The sequence below is a fragment of the Chryseobacterium taeanense genome, from assembly GCF_900099685.1.
GTDB classification, from domain to species: Bacteria; Bacteroidota; Bacteroidia; order Flavobacteriales; family Weeksellaceae; genus Chryseobacterium; species Chryseobacterium taeanense.
Genome location: NZ_FNDW01000001.1, coordinates 1 through 21513 on the forward strand (window position 1 = coordinate 1; position 21513 = coordinate 21513).

Sequence of the window (21513 nt, forward strand, 5' to 3'; positions counted from 1 at the left end):
GGGTCGTGGGAGATGACCACGTTGATAGGCTACAGGTGTAAAGGCAGTAATGTCATAGCCGAGTAGTACTAATTACCCGTAGATTTATAGCCTATAAGGTTGCAGTAAGCTTAAAGCGATAAGCTCTAAGCCAAGCCTTATAAGTGCGACACTGGTTTTGCCTTTGTGATGAAATTTACCGATAAAAAGCAGTAAGCTTTACGCTGTAAGCCTTAAGCTTATAGCCTACTGCCTACAGCTATATACAGCCTTTAGGGTGGTTTTAGCGGTGGGGCTCACCTGTTCCCATTCCGAACACAGAAGTTAAGCCCACCAGCGCCGATGGTACTGCTAACGCGGGAGAGTAGGTCGCCGCCAGTTTTTTTAAAAACCTCATACAATTTGTGTGAGGTTTTTTTTATAGACATACCTGAAACCCCGGAAACTGGTAAACTTAAGCTAAGCACGAGGATTAATGGATAGAAATGAGATAATTAAAAGAATATCTATTATTATAATGCACTTATGGTAAAAACAATTCTGCTACTATAGCTTGTTGCTGGAATTGTTACCGAAATCCCACTCAGCTTTAATTGTACAGGAATATTTGAGTAGGATGCGAGAGATGCTACTGCCTGAATTTGAAATAATTCAACATCAGTAGATGGTATTGTAGTATATGATGTGCCACCCGATATTGAGCATAATAAACAAGTTGTGGTGCCATTTCCGGTACGTCTTGCCTGAAGAATAAAACTGCTATTCCAAGTTGAAATGGCTTCATAATGCACAGAAATCTTTCCGCTTGCCAATAAAAGTGGAATACTTGCATTCAAATAAATCTGATTAGATAAACTTTCATATACACCGGAATAATCATTTCCAGCTTCAGTAATCGAAGGTATTGCTGGAGACCAATTTGTTCCATCTACTGTAAGTGTTCTCTGAGACTTCAGATGAAAGCTCAAAAATAGAAGAAATAAGAAATTACTTTTTATAAATATGTTTGATGTTTTATAATATCTCATTATTCATTTATTCTGTGATGGTGTATGTAATGACAATAGGTGTATTTGACCCTGCAAGCAAATCAGCATATGTATTCGTTGAAATAATAATGCTTAATCTATGTCCGTTATATGTACCGCTTCCAGTAAAAGCTCCTCCAATGCCAGTGATTAATGTTTGTGCAGTGGTCGATAATGTGATTTGTCCGGAAGGTGTACCTAAAGTACCAGCACCTGTTCCGGAAGTTCCTGCCTGAACTTTTATATCAATACCCGGCAATAATTGGTTTATGGAAGCTGTTATTCTCCTTGTTATTCCTCCTGAAGGAATAGCAGAAGTATAGTTGATCCATTTTGATGTATCTACTGAAGGGGCGGAAACAGGTCTTCCAGCCTCACCAGGTGCAGCATAGTTTAATGTAATGTTGCCGGTGGGTTCTACGTCCATTAAGGTTACTACTGGTAGTGTGAAATTAACAGTTTTACTTCCTGTAGTCTGCGATAAGATTTTACAGGATATCATTAGTAAAATAGGAATTAAATAATTCATTTTCTTTTTTGTATTTCATTATAACTAACCTTGATGGCTTCTTGTTGATATTTTACTTCTGTATTTTGTCTGATAACTTTGATGTCTATGATTTTTGTTTCAGAAGGATGCAATAAAAATTTATATTGATTTATAGGTATCTTGTACTTTTTGTTTAGTCCGTTTCGGAAGATCTTCAACTGCCATTCTCCCGGACGTAGATAAGTAAAGTCAAAATTTTCTTCAAGGAAAGCCATTTTCCGAAATGTCTGATCGCCATTTGATATTTCAATAATAATATTTTCTTTTTGCTTTTTTTCATTTTTGAAAGAAAGACGGGCAAAGTTTTTCTGTTCTTCGGAATGTATTAGGTGAATATTTCCTTCTATGCGGGAAGCACTGGTAAGCGCAAAATTGAAAATATTTTCTTTATTGATAAGATTTAGTGATATCGGAATATTTGTAGTCGAAATATCATCGATCCCGGTTGTAGAACGATCTATTTCCAACATATAATTTCCTGGAATAATATTTTTGAATAAAAAATTTCCATGTTGATCTGTAACAGAAAGATGATTTCCGAGCATCAATTTAATACCTTCTACCTTTTCCACTCCAAGATTATCAATAGTTCCCGAGAGGCTTACATATTCTGCTGTTTTCTGTGTAGGTATATTCATATGGAGCGTATAACGGAGCGAAAAAACAAAATCTTTTTTTCCCAATTCCCCACGTTGTAATGTGTATCTTCCGGAAATATCAATATCATGGCCGGGAAATATTCGCTGATGAAACATAATTTCAAATAGATTCCGGTCTTTATAATAATCTTCCGGCAAATAATTATTCTGATAAAAAATACTTAAACTTGTACGTTCCGAAACTCTGCTTAAAATTCTTGCACCATAATAAAATTGTTTCTGATTCTGAAGCTGGTATCGTGCAGTTTCTGCATAGCTTCCGTATATATTAAACGAAGTTTTATATTTTTCAAAGCCGATATTGGCTGTATAAAACCTTGAACTTCCGGAATAGCCTGTTAGATAATTGTTCGTTTTCCCAAATTGTCCTTCTATATTAAACTGAAAAATGCCAATCTGCTGATCCAGGCTAATTCTTAAGAATCTTTCCTTATAATCGAATTCTTTTGGCATAAGCCTGTCCTGATAACGTTGAAATCCATTAGAAAGCATTAACCAACCATTCTTCAAATATTTATATTGAATTCCGTATTGTAAAAATTTACGATAAGGAGAAGCCAGAAAAAGTGTATCGCGCCGGAAATTTTTGGCATCCTGAATAAAACTGGCGGTTAAATTAATATTTTTGAGAATTTTATACTGAATATTTCCGTTGAATGTGCTTGTGTTATTGAAATAACCGGCATATTTTGGCCCTGCTTTCGTGTACATTACATTGCCGCTAAATTTTCTGAAACTGGCAACCGTTTGCATCATAAAACCTGCATCTTCGTTTTTACCTTCTTTACTGTAAGAAACTTCTCCCAAGATTTCTAGGTTTTTGTTTAGTCTGAATTTCCCTGTAAGGTACGGTAAATGAGCGTTAGCAGTTAATGTATAACTGGAGAATTTTAAACTTATATTTTCTTTCCTCGGAATTTTATATAAATAGCCAACATTTATTTCTGATTCCTTAGAAATCTTAAATTTTGAATATATATTATACTCATCTTTAATTTCCCGAAAAAAACGTGGATGATTATAAAAACTTCCGATGCTTATATTTTTAAAATCAATCTTGATTTCTGCACCGCGACCGTATCGCGCAAATTCTGTAAGAAAAGAAGATGAATAGCTTTTATCTCCGATGTGAACCAATATGTTGTCGCGTTTATAATTAAAGAAATACTCTTCATATTGTGTAAACGAATTAAATTCTACAGGATTTTTAGTCAAAGCTCTAAATTCTACAAGATTTTTATTGTCTTTATCCAGGCTTCCTTTTCCGTATATCTCACCTTGAAATCCACTATTATACTCACCACGATTTCTCATCCCGATCCATGCTACAGAAGTTGTGACAGGAAATCTATGAAACCTGTTACCTTCCGAAGGTTTTGATGAAATGATTTTTACAGCTGCGTAAGCGGTTTGCTTTTCTTTTGGATGATTAGCAAAATGTACCGAAAGGCTTAAATTCTGATATTCATTTTCAGCTAATTGAGGATCAGTAGTTTTAGTAATTGTTATTATTTTGCTCTCACCCGGGGATAAACTTAACAATGAGTTTCTGTTTGCAATTGTACTTTTACTTTCTAAAATTAAATTTTCCGTACTGTTTCCGTTATTCTTTAAAAGAAAATTTACTTCAATTTTTTCTCCGGCTTTTACAAATTCAGGGCAATTTAGCGTAGATAATTCTAATTTTCTGTTAGGAAATATAAAAAAATGAAGATTTTCAGTCAGTTTTTCCTGAGTATTTCTCTCTGTTCCGTTTAATGTAATGAAATATTTTCCTTTTGGAGTTTCGGAAGCTATTTTAAGAGGTACGATATATACACTTTTTTCATTGGGTGACATTTTTAATTCTCCCTTTTTTAGAATGGGGACGATAAAAGAGTGAGATGTTTCCACACTGATATCATAAACCTGATCTTCAGAAGATCTGTTTTCCAGAACAAAAGAAACGGAAGTTGTCGTTCCGGGTTGTAGGCTGTCTTTACTGGCTGCAATATCTTTTTTTTGAGGAAAGAGCAGCATCGGCAGAAACATAATAATATATGAGATACTACTTTTAATCATCCTTTATTTCTAATTCTATGTTAAGAGCAAACGCATTTTCATTTTCATCCGTAGCAATAAGAACTGCATTATATTTCCCGGATGATATTGTGCTGAGATCAATCTGAAATGATTTTGAAGTTTGTGGTAATAATCCCATTGCGTGGCTGAAAAGTGTTGCAATTTTCTCCCCGTCCTTTTTATTATAAATATCGATACTTGTGACGGCTTTACAGTAAAGATTACCTTTATTGGCAATCGCCACTTTCAGGATTTTTTTATGCTCGTCTTTTTCGATTTTTATCCCTTCAAATTTAAGATCCGGTTTTGCGTTTTCAGAGTGTAAATCTGTAATTACTTGTATTGCATATCGTACAACGGAGGTAATACTCACCCCCGGCTTGTCGTGGGTAGGCTTAATGTCTTCCACAGGTTCTACAATAATCACGCTCCAGTAACTTCCGTCATCCGGAGCATTTTTAGGAACGGTTATTTCATAAAATACCTCAGCCTTTTCTTTTGCTCCTAACCGGATTAGATTAGTATTGATTTTTATCCATCCGCTATTGGTTTTTACATTTGTATTTGGAGCAGAATATATGATTGATCCGTCTGCATTATACATAAAATCCTGTAAAAATAATTTTACATCCTGTGTCTGCTTACCTGTATTCTCTATTGATATTTTTCCTTTATAAACTTTCCCCGCTTCTATATTGTAATTATGAGTAAGGCCATTCAGTATAATTATATTAGCCTTAATTAATTGAAACGGCATCGCTAATAAAATTATCAGAAGCAAAATATTCTTTATCATTTGTAAAATTGAATTTTAAAAAAAGGCAATATTTTACAGGGAGAAATTTGCATATAATTTCTCCTGAAAGTAAACGCTGAACTGTTTAAGTGTTAATTGTCCGAAATCGTGTAGGTCACTGTTGCGACGGCAGTAGAAGTTGCCTCAAGATCAGCATATGTTGCAATGGTTCCGGATCCGCTTCCGGGAGCTAGGGCATACGTGAGATTATGTCCGTTATTGGCTCCATCGCCGGTATAAGCACTTCCTATTCCTGAGATAAGCGTTTGATCTGCAGCACTCAATGTCAATTGTGCAGATGGGGTACCTAAATCGCCTTCTCCTGAACCTGAGGCTGCAGCTGCCGTAAGATTAATATCAATTCCCGGGATAAGTGCATCCAGTTTAACTGAAACATTTCGGGTAGCATCTGAAGCTGATTTAATGGAAGAATAATTGAGCCAGAGCGTATTATCTGTTCCGTCTGCAACAATAGGTAAGCCTGCCTCTGTTGGAGCTGTAAAACCAAGCGTAATATTTTTATTGGCCGCTGGTTCAATGTCTGCCAATGCTACTTCCGGAACCGTAATGGAAATAGTGTGGCTGTCTGTGTTAGAGTCTTGTGCTTTCATTTCTATGGAAGCGAAAAGAATAGCTGAAAAGGCTAGTGTAAATTTAATTCCTTTCATGGTGGTATATTTTAGTAAACATGAAATTAATAAAATTCAACATAATATGAAATATTTTTAACATAAATTTTAAATATTATTAATTCATTATCAATGTTTTGTGTTTGATGAGTGTTATTTTTCACATATTTATGAAAAAATATAATTAGAATTTATGATTATAATCAATGTATCAAAAAAGCCCTATGCGTAAAGTATAAGGCCTTAGAATGATGTAGTGTTATTGTTAATTTCAGCTCCAATGGGGATCAGAAATAGAAGGCTTACCGGTCTCCAAACGACCGGCAAAATGCCAGGTATTATTTCCTGATTTAATCTTTAAATCATACCAGCCTTTCGTTTTATTAACATTGAATTTAAATTTTTCGTTTTGATGTAAAGAAATTTTCTTTTGATTCTTTTCATATAAATCTTCTACGATCAACGGAATATCACTTTCAATAGTCTTTTGAATGAATATTTCTATTTCATTTTTAGAAGATTGATCGATTAACGAAACTTCTAGTTCAGGAATGTTATCTCCTTTAAAATGTCTGTAAAAACCATTAGGACCAAAAACTTCGCAGTCATAAATTTCAGCATTTATAGGATGTGATAATTCCTGTTTTGAATATAAAGCATAAGAATAGTAAAAATCATCCGTCTCAAACTTTGTCCTGTCATAAATCGTTAAGGGAACCGCTCTCAGTTTTAGATTGGTCATCTTTATTTTTCCATTTTCAAAATTTACCAGATAATTGTACGGAAGCGCATTGGATGGTTTTATTCCTCTTTCTTGAATTGTAAGCAGGTTATCGTTCAGTTCATTTTCCTGATACCATTTCAGATCGGGAACCGGTTTATTTTTGGCCGAATTGATCGTCTTTGCGTAATCTTTTTGATTTAGATAATCTATATGAGGAACTTTCACACTCGAAGAATTAAAGGCTGAAGTAAGATCTCCGCAAATCGCCCTTCTCCAATCGCTGATGTTTTCAACTGTAACGTCTTTATTAAATTTTTTCTGAATAAAATTTTCCAGGAATTTCAATACGGAAGTATGATCGGAAACTTCAGAATTCACAAATCCTCCTTTAGTCCATGGTGATGCAATAATCATAGGAACTCTGTACCCTAAGCCAACGGTTCCTTCGATTCTTTCATGATCTTTCAGTGTTTGAGACGACATATACTCCTGCTTTTTACTTACATATTCAACGCCGTCTTTTCCGTTCATATCAACTTGCTGGCTTGGGTTTAATGGTGGAGAAAATGGCACAACATGATCAAAATAACCGTCATTTTCATCGTAGTTGATAATGAAAATTGTTTTCTTCCAGGTTTCCGGGTCTTTTGTTAAAATATTCAATACTTCAGAAATATACCATGCTCCGTACCATGGTGAACCGGGATGATCGGAGAAATGCTCAGGAGCGATCAGCCAGGAAACCAGCGGTAGTTTTTTTTCGTCTACATCTTTTCTGAACTGGTACAGAACATCTCCTTTCGGAACAACAAGCCTTTCACCGTTTTCGTCCTGCCCGATTTCGAGGTTCCAGTAATCCGGATCGTCTGAATTGATCGTGAATGCTTTTTCATGAAGATTTTTTTCTGTCTGAGAAAGTTTTGCATAATTATCAGGTTGATACTTCATTTTATCTTCCTCCAGTTCCGCAATCATTATTTCAAATTTTTCTTTCCTTTCCGGATGTTTTTCGATTTCGTTCTGCAGATAAGCGATAATGTTCGGGATATTTTGATGATAGCCTTTAGAAAACTTTACATTAAATTTAGAAAACCATTCAATTGGGTTATCGGTAAAATTACTTAGCCAGGCCTCCTGCTCGCCAGACATTCCTTTAGGCAGACTGATCTCATTCTGATAAATTTTCCATGAAACATTTTGTTCTTCTAAAATTTCCGGGAAACTTTTCCATTTTGCCTGATGATTTTTATCGTAATCGATATTTTCATTATAAACATTTGCCTTTACTTTTCCATTTTTCTGCTCGCGTAAAGTTCCGGACCAATGAAAAAGGCGGTTCGGTGTAGTTCCCGTTAAAGAAGAACAGAAATACTGATCGAAAATTGTAAAAGCATCTGCCAGTTGATAATAAAACGGAAGATCTTCACGGTTGTAATATCCCAAAGTCAAAGGGATATCTTTATAATCTTTATTTCCGGAATGTTTTGCCTGAAGCCACTGGTCATATTTTCCTTTATTCAGTGCTTTTTGCTGATTGTCCCAGGAGTGGGGAAGAGAACTCATCCATGTAGATTTTGTATTTCTTAAATCTAAACGTGCAGGAGCAGCATATTTTCCATCATTGTTTTTCTGAAAAAATACGGAATGGCCATCCTGTTTTCTGAAAGCTCTCTGATCTAAGAATCCTCTCACTCCTTTCAAAGTTCCGAAAGCGTGATCAAAAGAACGGTTTTCCTGCATGAGAATCACGATATGTTCTGCGTCATAAAATGTAGAATCGGCAGCAGGATCTATTGTTAATGCTTTTAAAATAGCAGGGTGTAAAATTCCTGAAGTGCCTAAACCGGCTAAAAGCAAACTTGATTTTTCTAAAAATTCTCTTCTGTTCATGTTGAATTGTAATAGAAAGAAACCGCAAGTTAATTTCTTTTCCTGCGATTTCTTTTATTTAAGATTAAAAATAGTCAGATTTTATTGTAACCACCAAGGCTTGGAATTGATGTTATCATTTCCTCCGTATTGCGAAGCCAGTGCTGCTTTAAGATTGGTATTATTGTAATTGTATTCTGATTGGGGATATCTGAATCTGAAAGGTGCTGAAACTCCCGACTGCAATGGGAAATTAGGATATCCTGTCCTCAGATAATCATAATAAGAGGTCCATTGTGACTGATGAAACATCGTCATATATTTCTGAGTCATGATCTTTTCTAGCTGTGCAGATAAAGTCGCCGAATTGTCATAAACAACCAAAGGAGTTGCAAGATAATTGTTTACATTAAATCCTGTAAAGTACTGTCCTGGATTTTTAACATACGTCTGGTAAAATGTAAAGCTTGCTTTAATGGCGTTGTCGTAATGTGTTTTGGCAGATCCCGAAATCCATCCTCTGGCTGTAGCTTCTGCTAAAATAAATTCCAGTTCGGAATAACTTAAAACTGAAGAAGGCTCATTGGTAGGATCCTTATAAAAACGGTCATTTACCTTAGAAATGTTTTTTGCCGTAATCAATGCTGCATTGTCAGAATAAGGAGAAACAGGATTTCCTCCGTTATATCCTGAAAAATCGGTGATTGGTTTTCCTAATTCTTTAGCACCCGTTGTCTGCGCTGCAAAAGTAAATAATCTAGGATCCTGTCTGTCTTTAAATAAGTTGATAAAATAATCTGCCATGTATAAACTTGAACCATAGCCACTGTTGTTGAACATTGAGTATCTGCTGTCTGCAACATCTGCAAATTTCAGCTCTCCGTTGTCTGCAATTGAAGTCATCAACGGCTGGCTTCCGGCGATGGATGCAAATTCTGTAGCAACATTATAATTGCCTACTGTCGTTTTTTTAGACATTGTTATTAAAATTTTCAGACGGAAAGAATTGATGAGTTTTTTCCATTTTGTCGCATCGCCGCTGTAAATGATATCGCCTTCAATTTTGTCGTTGGAATTAATTAAATCGTTGGCATCTTTTAATTCCGATAAAATTCCTGCCATTACGGTTTCCTGAGAATCATATTTTGGCTGTGTAATTCCGGATTCACCATTTACGCCTTCTGTATAAGGAATGCTTCCAAACTTTAAGCTCAAATTAAAGAAATAATAAGCTCTGTAAAATTTACCAATGGCCTGATAATTTTTATTATTGATCTTTTCTGCCTCTTCCATCATTTTTACGGTGTTCAGAAGACCTTTTGTATAAGTGTCGAAAGAAGCGTCACTCCATTTCAGATATTGATAAACATTTTCACCGTCGGTTCCGATCATCATTCGGGAAGCATACATATTGTCGCCGTTTACCTGAAAAGCATTTGAAGAAACATAGGTCAGTAAGAATTTAGGATCTACACTTGCTTTATCGTTAGGATTTTCGTTGATGGTATCAAGATTAGATTCACAAGCGGTTAATGACAAGATTCCAACAACAAAAACTGATTTTATAATATTTTTCATTTTTTATTTTACGTTTTAATTAAAATTTAAGATTAAATCCAACTCCGATCCATCTGCTTGAAGGATCCTGAATATCATTTCCTGTTCCAATTTTATAATCCGGATCCGAATACAGGTTTTTAGATTTTTTCCATATTGCCAGGTTATATCCTGAGATATTGGCGGTAAAACTTTTTACCATTCCCTTTGGATTCAGTAAGTAAGAGAAGTCGTATTCAAGCGTTACAGATCTCAGTTTTATAAAAGTCCTGTCGAAAACATTGGCAAACAATTCACTTTCATCTTCTGTCACTCTTGCTCTGTAAGGATAATTCTGAGCCCAGTCCTGGAAGCTGATCGCCTTGGTATGTGGCGTGTAGGTTCCTGTTGCTGCATTGTAATTTACACCGTCCGGCACGAAATAATAAGTTCCCGGATTAGCATATTCAAGATCTCTGTATGCTGTAGAGTTCGGATGTTTTCCGCCCCACCACATTTTTTCTACGACCTGAGATCTCATGACACCGCCGACACTTCCGTCAATACCAATATTCAGGGTGAATTTTTTGTATTTAAATGTATTATTGAAACCAAAAGTCCAGTCGGGATTGAAATGACCAAGGTTTGTAGGAGTAGTCGCTTTTGTCGGCATTCCTGTATTGGCATTCAAAATAACTTTTCCGTCCGGAGATTTCTGCCAGGTGTAGTCGTAATAACTGTCCATCCTTTCTCCCAATTTGATATTGTTATAAACAGACATATTATCATAGATGGAAGTCAGTTTTTGTTCATAAGTACTCCAGTTAATCAGAGATTTCCAGATGAAATTATCGGTTTTAACAGGAGTAAGCCCTAAGGATATTTCAAGTCCTTTGGTTGTGTACTCGTTTCCGTTAACATATTGTGAAGTAAATCCTGAAGCTTGTGCACTAGGGAACTGAAGAATATTGTTGTAATCCAGTGTATGGAAATAAGTGGCATCCAACGTTATTCTGTTGTTGAATAGTCCTGCGCTTAATCCCAATTCATAAGATTTCGTCTGCTCCGGCTTCAATGTATTTTCAACATTTAAAGTTGTTGGATAATAATAAGTCGGGTTTCCGTTGAAGGTGATTCCGCTGTTGTTGACATAGTAATTTCTGATCGAATAAGGCTGGAAATCATAGGCTACTTTCGCCCATGAAGCAGATAATTTCAATAAGCTGATCGATTCCGGCATTTTCACCAGATTTGAAATCACAGCGCTTAATGAAGCCGAAGGATAGAAATACGATCTGTTGGCTTTTGGTAATGTTGATGACCAGTCATTACGTCCTGAAAGGTTTAAGAAAAATGCGTTATACAAGCCAACGTCAATCGTTGTGTAAGCACTGTAAATAAGCTTTTCTTTTAAATAATCATAATATTTTACAGCACCGATAGAATTATCTAATGTATATAATTCAGGAATTTTCAGACCGTCTGTGGAAGCATTATCAACATCATTTTTATAATAAAAAGCAGAACCTCCGGCATTGATTGTAAAATCAAAGTTCTCTGAGATTTTCTTTTTATACGTAGCTAAAACATCGTAGTTAAGATTCCATGTTTTGGTATCATTCAGAATGTAACCGCCACTTCTCGGAGCACTGTAATTAAAATAAGAATACGGACTTAAAATTTCCTGTTTGTTATGGTTTTCAACGATGGAGATTTTACCTTTTACTGAGAAATCTTGGGTAGCTTTATATTCCAGGCCGGTTTGCGCATTGATAATATTGGTCCTGTTTTTATTTTTATAATATTCTGCGCCGAACCATGGGTTATTATACCACGCATAATTCCAGTTAGCCTGCGCAGTGCCTTGTTTTCCGGGAATCCACATATGGTTTTTAAGATCTCTTCCATCTACATCGCCTCCCATCCAGATCAGGATGGTGTACATATGTCCACTCGGATTATAATCGTAGTTCGGAATATTTGGGGTAAAAGTTTGGTTAAAATTAAACTTTGTATCAAAAATCAGCTTCTCTCCCAAATGATTTTCGGATGAAAAATTCACCCCATAACGCTGAAGATAAGACTCAGGAACGCGGTCGTCATAATTCATGAAGTTTCCTGAAAATCTGTAAACGTCTTTATTATTTTTATAGCTGATCGCAAAGTTGTTATTGTTGATAACGGCAGGCTTCAGGAAAATATCAAGATTGTCATGATATTGCCAGTCGATGGGTACTCTTTCATATCTCGATTTATTATCATATTGAGTTCCTGTTACGGCTCCATACCAAGGCACTATCTGCCCGGTTTGTTTATCTCGGATGGGGCTGTTCCACTGTGCAATTTTAAGTCCCGGGACGAATTTCGGACCCCAGATCATATCGCCGTCATTTACCCCGCCATCGGCTCCGTCCCAGAATTCATATTTGCCATGAGAACCATTTCCATATTCAGTCTGCGTTTTTGGAAGGTTAGTGAATCCTGCTGTAACCATTGTATTTTGAGAAAACTCTACGGTGAAGCCTTTCTTTTTCGCACTTTTCGTAGTGATGAGAACCGCTCCGAATCTTCCTCTTGAACCATAAAGCGCTGAAGCAGTTGCTCCTTTCAGAACGTTGATATTGTCAATATTATTCGGATCGAGATTCTGGAATACTTCTTTTTCAACAATCACACCGTCGATTACAAAAACAAGATTGCTGTTTCCTCTTAACGTAAACTGCGGAGCCTGCTGCATTCCTGTAGGGTTTGAAACATTCAATCCGGCAACCTGTCCGGAAAATAAATTCCCAATGCTTGGAGTGGTGATGGTTTCAAATTGTTTGGTCCCGACTTCCTGTGTAGCATACCCGATCTTTTCTTTCTTTTTGGCAATCCCTAGCGCAGTGATTACAACGCCTTCGATCTGCTTTTCGTTTACTTTTTTCAGAACAACTGAATAATTTCTTCTGTTTGAAACTTCAATCGTGTAGGCAGAAAATTCCGGGGAATAAAATTCAAGAACGTCTTTCGGATTAGCAGAGATGGTAAAATTACCATTCTCATCAGTGGTCGCAGTCTTTCCTGTATTTTTATCTGTAATATTCACACCGGAGACACTGGTGCCGTTTTCAGATTTTACATTTCCGGAGATATTAATTTCCTGAGCCGTAAGATAAAGGGGGAGTAAAAAAACAGCAAAAGTTGCTAAAGTTTTCTTCATTTTTTTTGATAGCAAATTTAGACAGGCTTTGTTACCACAGTTTTACGCTGATATTAAGAAAAAAATATAATTTTAATGTGGAACAACAATAAAATTTAATATAAAAGTAAAGTCCTGGAACTTGCATTATTCCTGACATTTTTGTTTTTTTTAAATTATTATAAAGTATCCGTTTTAAGTTTTGAAAGGCGAATTTTTATGCTTTCGGTGAAGAAAGCCCTTTTGCGGTGAACCGGATCGAAAGTTTTGACAAATACACCTAAAGTTTTAGCAAATTGACCTAAAGTTTTGAGAAGGAGTTCTAAAATTTTAGCAAGGAGACCTAAAAGGAATGTAAAATCACCTAAAGCTTTGAGGAGAGGTGCCAAAGTTTTAATGAAGAAGATCAAACGCCCGGTTAAGTAAAATTTGCGTCTGCTTTTAAATTTGACTGGAACAAGTCTCCCGCAGATCATGGAGATTACGCGGATCTTAATACAAATAAAAAATCTGCTCGATCTGCTCAATCCGCGGGAGGATTCAAAAAAATCGGATTAAATCTGTCAGAAAGCTAGTTGGTTGTAAATATGAATTAATTGAAATAAAGTCTCCCGCAGATCATGGAGATTACGCAGATCTTAATACAAATAAAAAATTTGCTCGATCTGCTCAATCCGCGGGAGGATTCAAAAAAATCGGATTAAATCTGTCAGAAAGCTAGTTGGTTGTAAATATGAATTAATTGAAATAAAGTCTCCCGCAGATCATGGAGATTATGCAGATCTTAATTCAAATAGAAAATCTGCTCAATTTGCTCAATCCGCAGGAGGATTCAAAAAAAATCGGATTAAATCTGTCAGAAAACTAGTTGGTTGTAAATATGAATTGATTGAAAGCAAGTCACCCACAGATCATGGAGATTATGCAGATCTTAATACAAATAAAAAATCTGCTCCATTTGTTCAATCTGCGGGAGTATATAAAAACGGGTTAAAATCTACTCAGAATCCCCCAATGGATTTTAATATCATTAAATTTAAATGGATTTCCGAACTCATTACCGTTGGAAAGTTGAAAGCTCATGAGTCCGATCGGAATAAAGAAATTAAAGCCAAGTCCGACACTGTAGAGTTTGGGCTTTACATTAAGGGATTTATTGTTGAGCTGACCGTACTGACCGAAAACATCAAAGAAGGCCTGGCTTCCGATGAGATAGCGGTATTCTAAACTTCCATAATAGTAAAAATCAGCGGCGAGCGAGTTTTCATTGAATCCCCGCATGGAATTCCAGCCCCCGAATCGGTACAATTCGTTGGCAGAAAAATCAATTTTTGAATCCATCATCGCGCCTTCTCCTTTGATGTTGAGGAAATGGTTTCCGTTGATGTGGTAATTATGTTCCCCGAAAAAGTAGAACTGATTTTGCGGAGACGTAATATTATCTTTTGTATAAGTTGTGGAAAGATAATCGTATCCGGCATTGATTCTCGTTTTGTAAAGGAAAAGATCAATATCCGTAGGCTCTACCATTTCAAACCAAACCCCGATTCCTTTTTTGTTGTAATCTTTCCCCTGAACATATAAAGTATCAATAATGCTTGAGCTTTCAAAAGTTCCCCTCAAACCGATTTTATTTCTTGAATTGAGATGATAATAAAACGCAGGAAGCGCTTTTACGTTGGCAAAAGTAGAATCCTGGCGGAAAATGTTCACTTTCATATTCAATCCGACATTAGATTTAAAAAGATAAGGAACATCGGTCTGAAGATCGAAAGTCTGACCTTTATCCGGATTTCGCTGCCAGTACAGATTGATGGTTTCAAAGCTGTTGAATATATTTCTGAAATTCACATTTAACGTCCCGTTGAGGGTAAATTTATCTGTTTTGTCATTCCCAAATCCGATCACCCCGTCGAAGCTGTTGGTTTTTTTCTTTTCCATGAAAAGATAAATACTTGTGGAGTCTTTGGTAAACATCGTTTGCGGAGGGCGCTCCAGGCTTATAAACTGGTGACCCTGAAAAGACTTGTTGATGGCGAGAAGGTTTTTGTCATCATAGGTTTTACCCTTGAATTCTTTTTCAAGATTTTTAATAAATCTTTTGGGAACGCTGGTATAACCTTTTACCACAAAACCGTCGATGGTTCTTTTATCATTTTTGTTAATGTCAAGTTCTACAATAGGATATCCTTTCTTTTGCCCTTTATATTTAGATTTTATCCTGCTGAATGCAAAGCCGTCATCGATATAAATTTTATTGATACTTTTCTTTGTTGAATCTAAATTTTTAGTGAAAAATTCTTTCTGAACTTTTATTTTACCGGAAATAGAATCTGAAAGTCTGACATAGGTTTCATTGAAATTTTTTCCTTTATCAAAAATAATTTCTGTACTGTCGCCTTTTTTTCTCACCTCTTTCAAGCGGGTGAAAAAATAATTGTTCTGAGCCAATGAATCGAGAAATTGTACCGCTGAAGCAGAATCTTTCACTTTTTTCTTCACCTTTGTCTCCGAGTCGATCAGGAAATACGGTTTTTTCTGCGCCTGAATATAGACGCAACAAAAGATAAAAAATATTTTTAGAATTAATTTCAATTTGTCATTCTGAATGTAGCGGAACGGAGAATCCCGATAAAAATACAAAAAGATTCTTCACTGCACTTCATTCCGTTTAGAATGATAATGCGTCCAATCATTCAACTTAATTTAATCCAGTTTATTGTATTTCTTCATCAGATTTTCATAGGTTCCCTGCGGAAGAATCCATTTCAAAGGAACTCCTATCTTCTGCCCGAATTTGCCGAAATAATAATGCGCTTTCCATTTATTTTTAAGCAAAAGCTGATCTACATATTCTGCAACTTCCAGAGGTTCGGTTCCATCACCGACGTGAGAATTCATCAGAGAATACACTTTATCGAAAACATTTTTATACGATTCCGAAACTTTTGTGCGGACGCGGTTTTCCGCAATATTGGTTTTAATATCTCCCAAATGAAGTGAGCAAACATGAATATTCCAAGGGTAAACTTCATATCGCATTGCTTCTGTTACTTTATCTAAAGCAGATTTAGAAGCCGAATAAAATCCGCGGAAAGGCAGTCCCATTTCACTTCCGATACTGGAAACATTGATGATCTGTCCGAATTTATTTTCACGCATTTTCGGTAGTACAGCGCTCATCATCTGTACGGCACCTACCAGATTCAGGTTGAATAATTTTAAAATATCTTCTTTTGAAGAATCTTCCACAGCACCAACCATTCCCATTCCTGCATTGTTGATGAGAACATCGATTCTTGTTTCTGTTTTCAGAACTTCTGCGATGGCATTTTGTACTGCTTCATTATCCGTAACATCAGTCGGAATCGATTTAAAATACTGACTTTCCGTATGTTTTCGACTTAAGCCATACACTTTATGACCTTTTTTTCCGAAATATTCTGCTAGCACGAAACCTATTCCTGATGAAGTTCCGGTGATGATGATCGTTTTTGTATTCATGAGTTTTCAGTTAAAATCAATTTTAAATCTTCCCAAAACATCGGATAAGATTTTTCAACTACATCTTCTTCTTCAATATTCAATTCCTTAATTAAACAAAACGGTGCAAAAGCCATTGCCATTCGGTGATCCTGATAAGTCTTAATGGAAATATTATCGTCAGGCTCATTAAAGCTGATTGATGTAATGGTAAGATCCGTAAACTCTGTTTCCGTGCCCAGCTTTTTCAGTTCATTATGTAAAGCCAGCAATCGATCGGTTTCTTTCACTCTCAAAGTTCCCAATCCTGAAATTTCAAATGGAATTTTCAAGGCAGCGGCTGTTACACAAAGGGTTTGAGCGATATCAGGGCAATTATTCATATCCAACATAATCTTTTCTGGAAACTGAAAATTTTCAATGGGTTGAAGCGTTAATTTATGCTCATCTTCCGTGAACGTTGTTTTAATTCCGAAAAACTTCTCATAAATTTCTGCAATCGCCGAATCTCCCTGAGTAGATTTTTTATAAAAACTTTTCAGATGAATGGTTTCTCTTCCCAAAGCAGCAAAAGAGTAGAAATAGGAGGCTGAACTCCAGTCACTTTCGACTTCGTAGTTAATGGTTGATAGTTGATGGTTGGTAGCTTCTACTTTGATCGTATTTCCAATGAAACTATTTTTTATTCCAAATTTGGTTAAAATATTGAGCGTCATTTCGATATAAGATCTTGAAGTGATTTCGCCAACCAAATTTATTTCCAAGCCGTTTTGCAGTTTTCCTGCAATTAAGAGGAGAGAAGTAATAAACTGACTTGAAATATTGGCTGGAACATCAACTTTGGTTTCAGTAATTTTTCTTCCTTCAATTTTCAATGGTGGAAATCCTTCATTTTCAAGATATTCTATTTCTACACCAAGATTCTGTAAAGCGGTGACCAGATTTTTAATCGGTCTTTCTTTCATTCTTTTGGAACCGGTAAGAATAGTTGTTTTTCCTTCCTGAATAGAATAATAAGAGGTAAGGAAACGCATCGCAGTTCCTGCATGGTGAATGTCGACAACTTCGGTATTTTCTTCCAGTGCTTTTTTCAGTAATTGTGTGTCCTGAGAATTTGAAAGATTCCCAATCTTTATATTATTGAACAGATTTTCTAAAATCAACAAACGATTCGAAATACTTTTCGAACCGCTGATCTGTATGGTTTTATTCTCTAATAGTTTTGATTTTTCTAACTTCATTATTTTTCAGTAGGGAAGTTGCACGCTGGAAGCGGGAAGTTCACTGGCTGTATTAAAACTTCCATCATCCATCTTCCTGCATTATTTTAATTTCTCATTGTTCTGATGGCGTTCTTTATCGCGATCAGTCTTTATTTTCATTTTTTTATCAAAAGCTTCCTGCAGATTAACTCCGGTTTGATTGGCTAAACATAGTGTTACAAACAATACATCCGCAAGCTCTTCGCCGAGATCTTTGCTTTTATCGCTTTCTTTTTCACTTTGTTCGCCGTATCTTCTTGCTATGATCCGGGCAACTTCGCCGACTTCCTCTGTCAGCATAGCCATATTGGTAAGTTCATTGAAATAGCGAACCCCGATGGTTTTGATCCATTCATCAACTTGCTGCTGCAGATTCGTGATTTCCATTACTCTTTATTATTTATCTGTTTTTCAAGACTGATGATCTTGCTATTCAGTTGTTTGATTTCTTCTTCCTGATGGTTTGATTGTCCTATTTTCTCTGTAAAGTCTGCAAACTTACTGAAGAGTTTTCTTATCATCATATATAATAAGATCAGTACAATAAATCCTTCTATTTTTACAATGTTGAAATCCATATTTTAATTAGATTATTGATATTGATAAGCACCCAAAGTAGGATTTGAAGTTCTTGAGACACCTGCGATATCCGTAGGAACAGTTGCTGCAACGGTTGTACTTCCTTTTCCGATAGCCGGAGAGTTTTGTTTTACTCTTAAATTCATTTGCGCCGCAAAGTAGTTTACGAACAGCGGATCCTGATTTTTAACCAGTTGAATCACACTCGGAGCCGTATCCAGAAAACCTGCTTCTGATTGGCTGGAATATTTTAACAGGCAGTTTTCAAAAACAAAATTAAATAATTGTCCGGGAGTCTGTTCAAAAGATACCGAATTATCACGATCGGAGTAAATAATGCTGTTTCTTACATTCAGAATTAGTGCACCCTGTTCGGTCTGGTCTGATTCGTTTTTCCATTCATTAGTTGCAAAAATTCCGTTTCTGTTCAAATTCTGAAGAAGATCGGAATAATTGGCAATGGTACAATGGGTAAAATTATAAGTTCCGCCTCTGAAAATACCTATAGCAGATTCTCCGCAGTTATTCATCACAAGGTTTTTGGCTGTAATTGTTGATCCTATGGAATAAATTCCGTATTCCTGGAAAGTATGAATGAAAGAATTATTGATTGTTGCGTTGGCCTGTTTCATTTCGAGACCTCTTGTTCCACCGAAAAGCCTTGCATAATTCATATTAAGAGTAGAACCTGCTTCCATTCTGACAGAATTCCAGTTTTTAGGGATCGTATCATAGGCAGGATCATTTCTGTCGCCACGCAGTGTGACGTTATTAGTCAGAGTTCCGTTAATATTTAATGTTGCCCCCGACAGTACTTTCATCCCGCTATTTTTGTGGAAATAAACTTTGGTTCCTGGCTGAATATTCAGGATTACATTTTCATCGATCGTTAAATCCCCGTAAATGATTTTAGCCTTATTGTTGTTCCATGTGGCATCAGAAGTAATGATGTTTGGATTGGAAGAGCTTTTAATAAAAAATTCCGCATCCTGCACAACAGAAAACAAAACTACATCTTGCTGTCCGGCAGGGCTGTCAAATAAAATTTTGTCCTCTGCAATAGCTTCAGGGCCGGTAGCTTCCGGAGCAATTTCCACGAAAACATAGAGACTGTCTTTCTTTCTCAAAGGAACATCTTTAAAATCGTATCCCGGTTTTCCGTCCACATTGATCTTATATAAAGAAGTAGCACCTTTTTCCAGATGAATTCTCGGAATCAGAATATCTTTATCTTCGTTGTTGTAAACTTTCACTGCATAGGTTTCGGAACGAACCTGATGATAAACGGTATCGCAGAAAACCGTGTCTTTTGAAAAACTTAATTTTTGTGAAGGCGCATCAAAACTGATGTCGTCTTTATTACAAGAAACAGCCATAACAAGCATCCAGAAAGAAAAGGCTAGTAATAATTTGAATTTCATCGAAATTAAAGTTTAATAAATTTCAAATGTAACGAAAATACTTTGAATTTCTTATGAAGAAAAAAATATTGACAGCATATTTGCAAATTCAAAAAAATATTGTACTTTTGCAACCTAAAATTAGCAGAGAAATATCCATTACTATTTCGAAAGCAAACTTTAATTTTTAACATTGTATTATGAAACCGCAAGGTTACATGTGACATTAACAAAAAAAGAAATTTACACATGAAAAACGGAATCCACCCAGAAAATTATAGACTTGTTGTTTTCAAAGATATGAGTAACGACGAAGTATTTCTTTGCAAGTCTACAGCAGAAACAAAAGACACTATCGAGTATGAAGGACAAGAGTATCCTTTAATTAAAATGGAAATCTCTTCAACTTCTCACCCTTTCTACACTGGTAAAGTGAAATTGGTTGACACGGCAGGTAGAGTTGATAAGTTCATGAACAAATACAAAAAATTCGCTAAGTAATTTTTTGACATTAAAATATTTAAAAGTCTTTCGGTTTCGGAAGACTTTTTTTATTGTAATTTTGTTAGACTTTGAATTTTAACATTAAACTTAAAAAACTGAACGATGCAATTGGTATTTTCAGATGCACAATATTGGGAAGATTTTCTTCCGCTTACTTTTACCCGTCCGGTAGCAGAAATGCGATGCGGAATCCTGACATTCTCCGAAAGATGGCAGAAAATTTTAGAAAACACCGAAATCTCTTTTTTCACCGAAGCCTATTTACAGAAAAAATTCCCGGAGCCTGAAAAAAAAGAAAGTCTTTTTCTGGTAACGAATTTTTTACCGACGGAAAATGTTATCCAACAAATCAAAGACCTGAAACATGGTGAAGCATTGGTCTATGAAGATGAATTAATTGCTGCAAAAATCAATATGGACGGTTTTTCTCTTCATCAGATCGAAAAGATGACTGATATTAAGGAAGAGCTTGTCTTCTTTAAAAAACCAACAGATCTTTTTACATACAATCAGAAAGCCATTGATTTTGATTTTGATATGCTAACAAAAGGCAGAACTTCCAAGGAACTTTCTTCTACTAACGGATTTCTGGGCGATAAAAAAGACCTTTTTATTGAAGAAGGTGCGCAGATCGAGTTTTCAACTCTCAATACGAAAACAGGAAAAATTTATATAGGTAAAAATGCTGAGGTCATGGAAGGATGTAATCTTCGCGGGCCAATTGCACTTTGTGAAGAATCTAAATTTAATCTGGGCGCAAAAATTTACGGCGCAACAACGGTTGGACCATATTCAAAAGTTGGAGGAGAAGTAAGTAATATCATTATTTTCGGATATTCAAATAAAGGACATGATGGTTTTGTAGGAAACTCTGTAATTGGGGAATGGTGTAATCTCGGAGCAGATACTAATTCTTCTAATCTAAAAAATAATTACGGAAACGTGAAATTGTGGAATTACAGAACAAAAGCTTTTCAGGATACAGGGCTTCAGTTTGCAGGACTCATTATGGGAGATCATTCTAAAACAGCGATCAATACACAGTTGAATACCGGAACTGTCATAGGCGTAGCTTCCAATATTTTTAAAGAAGGTTTTCCTCCAAATTTGATTGAAAATTTTTCCTGGGGCGGATTTAAAGATGATGAAAAATTTAAACTGGATAAAGCTTACGAAGTTGCTGAAAGAGTGATGGCGAGAAGAAAAGTTGATTTAAAAGACGAAGATAAGGCTATTTTAAAACATATTTTTGATACGTATTAAACCCGTTAAT

General features: G+C 35.8%; 17 protein-coding genes and 2 rRNA genes. 4 read left to right on the forward strand and 15 right to left on the reverse strand.

Features of this window, described 5'->3' with window-relative positions:
• Positions 1–93, forward strand: a 23S ribosomal RNA gene (locus BLR30_RS00005); the annotation flags it as partial.
• A gap of 159 nt (positions 94–252) precedes the next feature.
• Positions 253–360: ribosomal RNA gene (gene rrf, locus BLR30_RS00010) — 5S ribosomal RNA — on the forward strand.
• Between the two features lie 131 nt (positions 361–491).
• Here the strand turns inward: rrf and BLR30_RS00015 are convergent.
• The 15 genes from BLR30_RS00015 to BLR30_RS00085 all read right to left on the reverse strand — a co-directional run bounded on the left by BLR30_RS00015 (position 492) and on the right by BLR30_RS00085 (position 19757).
• On the reverse strand, positions 492–947 hold the full coding sequence (locus BLR30_RS00015; protein ID WP_089852962.1) for a hypothetical protein: 456 nt from the start codon (positions 945–947) through the stop codon (positions 492–494).
• A gap of 67 nt (positions 948–1014) precedes the next feature.
• Positions 1015–1536 (reverse strand): hypothetical protein, encoded by a 522-nt coding sequence (locus tag BLR30_RS00020; protein ID WP_089852964.1) that lies wholly within the window; start codon positions 1534–1536, stop codon positions 1015–1017.
• Positions 1533–4277 carry a hypothetical protein gene (locus BLR30_RS00025; RefSeq protein ID WP_089852966.1) on the reverse strand — a complete coding sequence of 915 codons (2745 nt, stop codon included), beginning with the start codon at positions 4275–4277 and terminating at the stop codon, positions 1533–1535. Before BLR30_RS00025 ends, BLR30_RS00020 begins: the two co-directional genes overlap by 4 nt.
• Positions 4270–5073, reverse strand: coding sequence for a WxL protein host-binding domain-containing protein (locus BLR30_RS00030; RefSeq protein WP_089852969.1), 804 nt, complete (start codon positions 5071–5073; stop codon positions 4270–4272). The genes BLR30_RS00025 and BLR30_RS00030 overlap by 8 nt, the downstream gene beginning before the upstream one ends.
• 92 nt (positions 5074–5165) lie before the next feature.
• Entirely contained in the window at positions 5166–5741 is a 576-nt protein-coding gene (locus BLR30_RS00035; RefSeq protein WP_089852971.1) for a hypothetical protein, read from the reverse strand.
• Between the two features lie 232 nt (positions 5742–5973).
• The gene (locus BLR30_RS00040; RefSeq protein WP_089852973.1) at positions 5974–8316 is read right to left on the reverse strand and encodes a phosphocholine-specific phospholipase C; all 2343 of its coding nucleotides are present in this window, start codon (positions 8314–8316) and stop codon (positions 5974–5976) included.
• Between the two features lie 81 nt (positions 8317–8397).
• A complete protein-coding gene (locus tag BLR30_RS00045) occupies positions 8398–9873 on the reverse strand; it encodes a SusD/RagB family nutrient-binding outer membrane lipoprotein (protein ID WP_089852975.1) in 1476 nt (491 codons plus the stop codon).
• A gap of 19 nt (positions 9874–9892) precedes the next feature.
• A complete protein-coding gene (locus tag BLR30_RS00050) occupies positions 9893–13033 on the reverse strand; it encodes a SusC/RagA family TonB-linked outer membrane protein (protein ID WP_089852977.1) in 3141 nt (1046 codons plus the stop codon).
• A gap of 158 nt (positions 13034–13191) precedes the next feature.
• Positions 13192–13488 carry a hypothetical protein gene (locus BLR30_RS00055; protein WP_089852979.1) on the reverse strand — a complete coding sequence of 99 codons (297 nt, stop codon included), beginning with the start codon at positions 13486–13488 and terminating at the stop codon, positions 13192–13194.
• A 514-nt stretch (positions 13489–14002) separates the two neighbouring features.
• Positions 14003–15607 carry a BamA/TamA family outer membrane protein gene (locus BLR30_RS00060; RefSeq protein WP_089854553.1) on the reverse strand — a complete coding sequence of 535 codons (1605 nt, stop codon included), beginning with the start codon at positions 15605–15607 and terminating at the stop codon, positions 14003–14005.
• Between the two features lie 111 nt (positions 15608–15718).
• Positions 15719–16516 (reverse strand): SDR family oxidoreductase, encoded by a 798-nt coding sequence (locus BLR30_RS00065; protein ID WP_089852981.1) that lies wholly within the window; start codon positions 16514–16516, stop codon positions 15719–15721.
• Entirely contained in the window at positions 16513–17736 is a 1224-nt protein-coding gene (locus BLR30_RS00070) for a 3-phosphoshikimate 1-carboxyvinyltransferase (protein ID WP_089852983.1), read from the reverse strand. The genes BLR30_RS00065 and BLR30_RS00070 overlap by 4 nt, the downstream gene beginning before the upstream one ends.
• Before the next feature lie 81 nt (positions 17737–17817).
• A complete protein-coding gene (locus BLR30_RS00075; RefSeq protein WP_089852986.1) occupies positions 17818–18144 on the reverse strand; it encodes a nucleotide pyrophosphohydrolase in 327 nt (108 codons plus the stop codon).
• Complete coding sequence (locus tag BLR30_RS00080; protein ID WP_089852988.1) at positions 18144–18335, reverse strand: hypothetical protein; 192 nt, start codon at positions 18333–18335, stop codon at positions 18144–18146. Before BLR30_RS00080 ends, BLR30_RS00075 begins: the two co-directional genes overlap by 1 nt.
• A 12-nt stretch (positions 18336–18347) precedes the next feature.
• Positions 18348–19757: a hypothetical protein gene (locus tag BLR30_RS00085; protein ID WP_089852990.1), complete on the reverse strand. Its 1410-nt coding sequence runs from the start codon at positions 19755–19757 to the stop codon at positions 18348–18350.
• Positions 19758–19985: 228 nt separating this feature from the next.
• Between BLR30_RS00085 and BLR30_RS00090 the strand changes: the two genes are divergently transcribed.
• A complete protein-coding gene (locus BLR30_RS00090; protein ID WP_002976190.1) occupies positions 19986–20237 on the forward strand; it encodes a type B 50S ribosomal protein L31 in 252 nt (83 codons plus the stop codon).
• A 105-nt stretch (positions 20238–20342) separates the two neighbouring features.
• Positions 20343–21503 (forward strand): GlmU family protein, encoded by a 1161-nt coding sequence (locus tag BLR30_RS00095; protein ID WP_089852991.1) that lies wholly within the window; start codon positions 20343–20345, stop codon positions 21501–21503.
• The last annotated feature ends 10 nt before the right edge of the window (positions 21504–21513 follow it).

Coding starts and splice junctions, on each gene's coding strand:
- BLR30_RS00020 (WP_089852964.1), bottom strand. CDS start 1,536: ATGAATTATTTAATTCCTATTTTACTAATGATATCCTGTAAAATCTTA.
- BLR30_RS00025 (WP_089852966.1), bottom strand. CDS start 4,277: ATGATTAAAAGTAGTATCTCATATATTATTATGTTTCTGCCGATGCTG.
- BLR30_RS00030 (WP_089852969.1), bottom strand. CDS start 5,073: ATGATAAAGAATATTTTGCTTCTGATAATTTTATTAGCGATGCCGTTT.
- BLR30_RS00035 (WP_089852971.1), bottom strand. CDS start 5,741: ATGAAAGGAATTAAATTTACACTAGCCTTTTCAGCTATTCTTTTCGCT.
- BLR30_RS00040 (WP_089852973.1), bottom strand. CDS start 8,316: ATGAACAGAAGAGAATTTTTAGAAAAATCAAGTTTGCTTTTAGCCGGT.
- BLR30_RS00045 (WP_089852975.1), bottom strand. CDS start 9,873: ATGAAAAATATTATAAAATCAGTTTTTGTTGTTGGAATCTTGTCATTA.
- BLR30_RS00050 (WP_089852977.1), bottom strand. CDS start 13,033: ATGAAGAAAACTTTAGCAACTTTTGCTGTTTTTTTACTCCCCCTTTAT.
- BLR30_RS00055 (WP_089852979.1), bottom strand. CDS start 13,488: ATGATCTGCGGGAGACTTGTTCCAGTCAAATTTAAAAGCAGACGCAAA.
- BLR30_RS00065 (WP_089852981.1), bottom strand. CDS start 16,516: ATGAATACAAAAACGATCATCATCACCGGAACTTCATCAGGAATAGGT.
- BLR30_RS00070 (WP_089852983.1), bottom strand. CDS start 17,736: ATGAAGTTAGAAAAATCAAAACTATTAGAGAATAAAACCATACAGATC.
- BLR30_RS00075 (WP_089852986.1), bottom strand. CDS start 18,144: ATGGAAATCACGAATCTGCAGCAGCAAGTTGATGAATGGATCAAAACC.
- BLR30_RS00080 (WP_089852988.1), bottom strand. CDS start 18,335: ATGGATTTCAACATTGTAAAAATAGAAGGATTTATTGTACTGATCTTA.
- BLR30_RS00085 (WP_089852990.1), bottom strand. CDS start 19,757: ATGAAATTCAAATTATTACTAGCCTTTTCTTTCTGGATGCTTGTTATG.
- BLR30_RS00090 (WP_002976190.1), top strand. CDS start 19,986: ATGAAAAACGGAATCCACCCAGAAAATTATAGACTTGTTGTTTTCAAA.
- BLR30_RS00095 (WP_089852991.1), top strand. CDS start 20,343: ATGCAATTGGTATTTTCAGATGCACAATATTGGGAAGATTTTCTTCCG.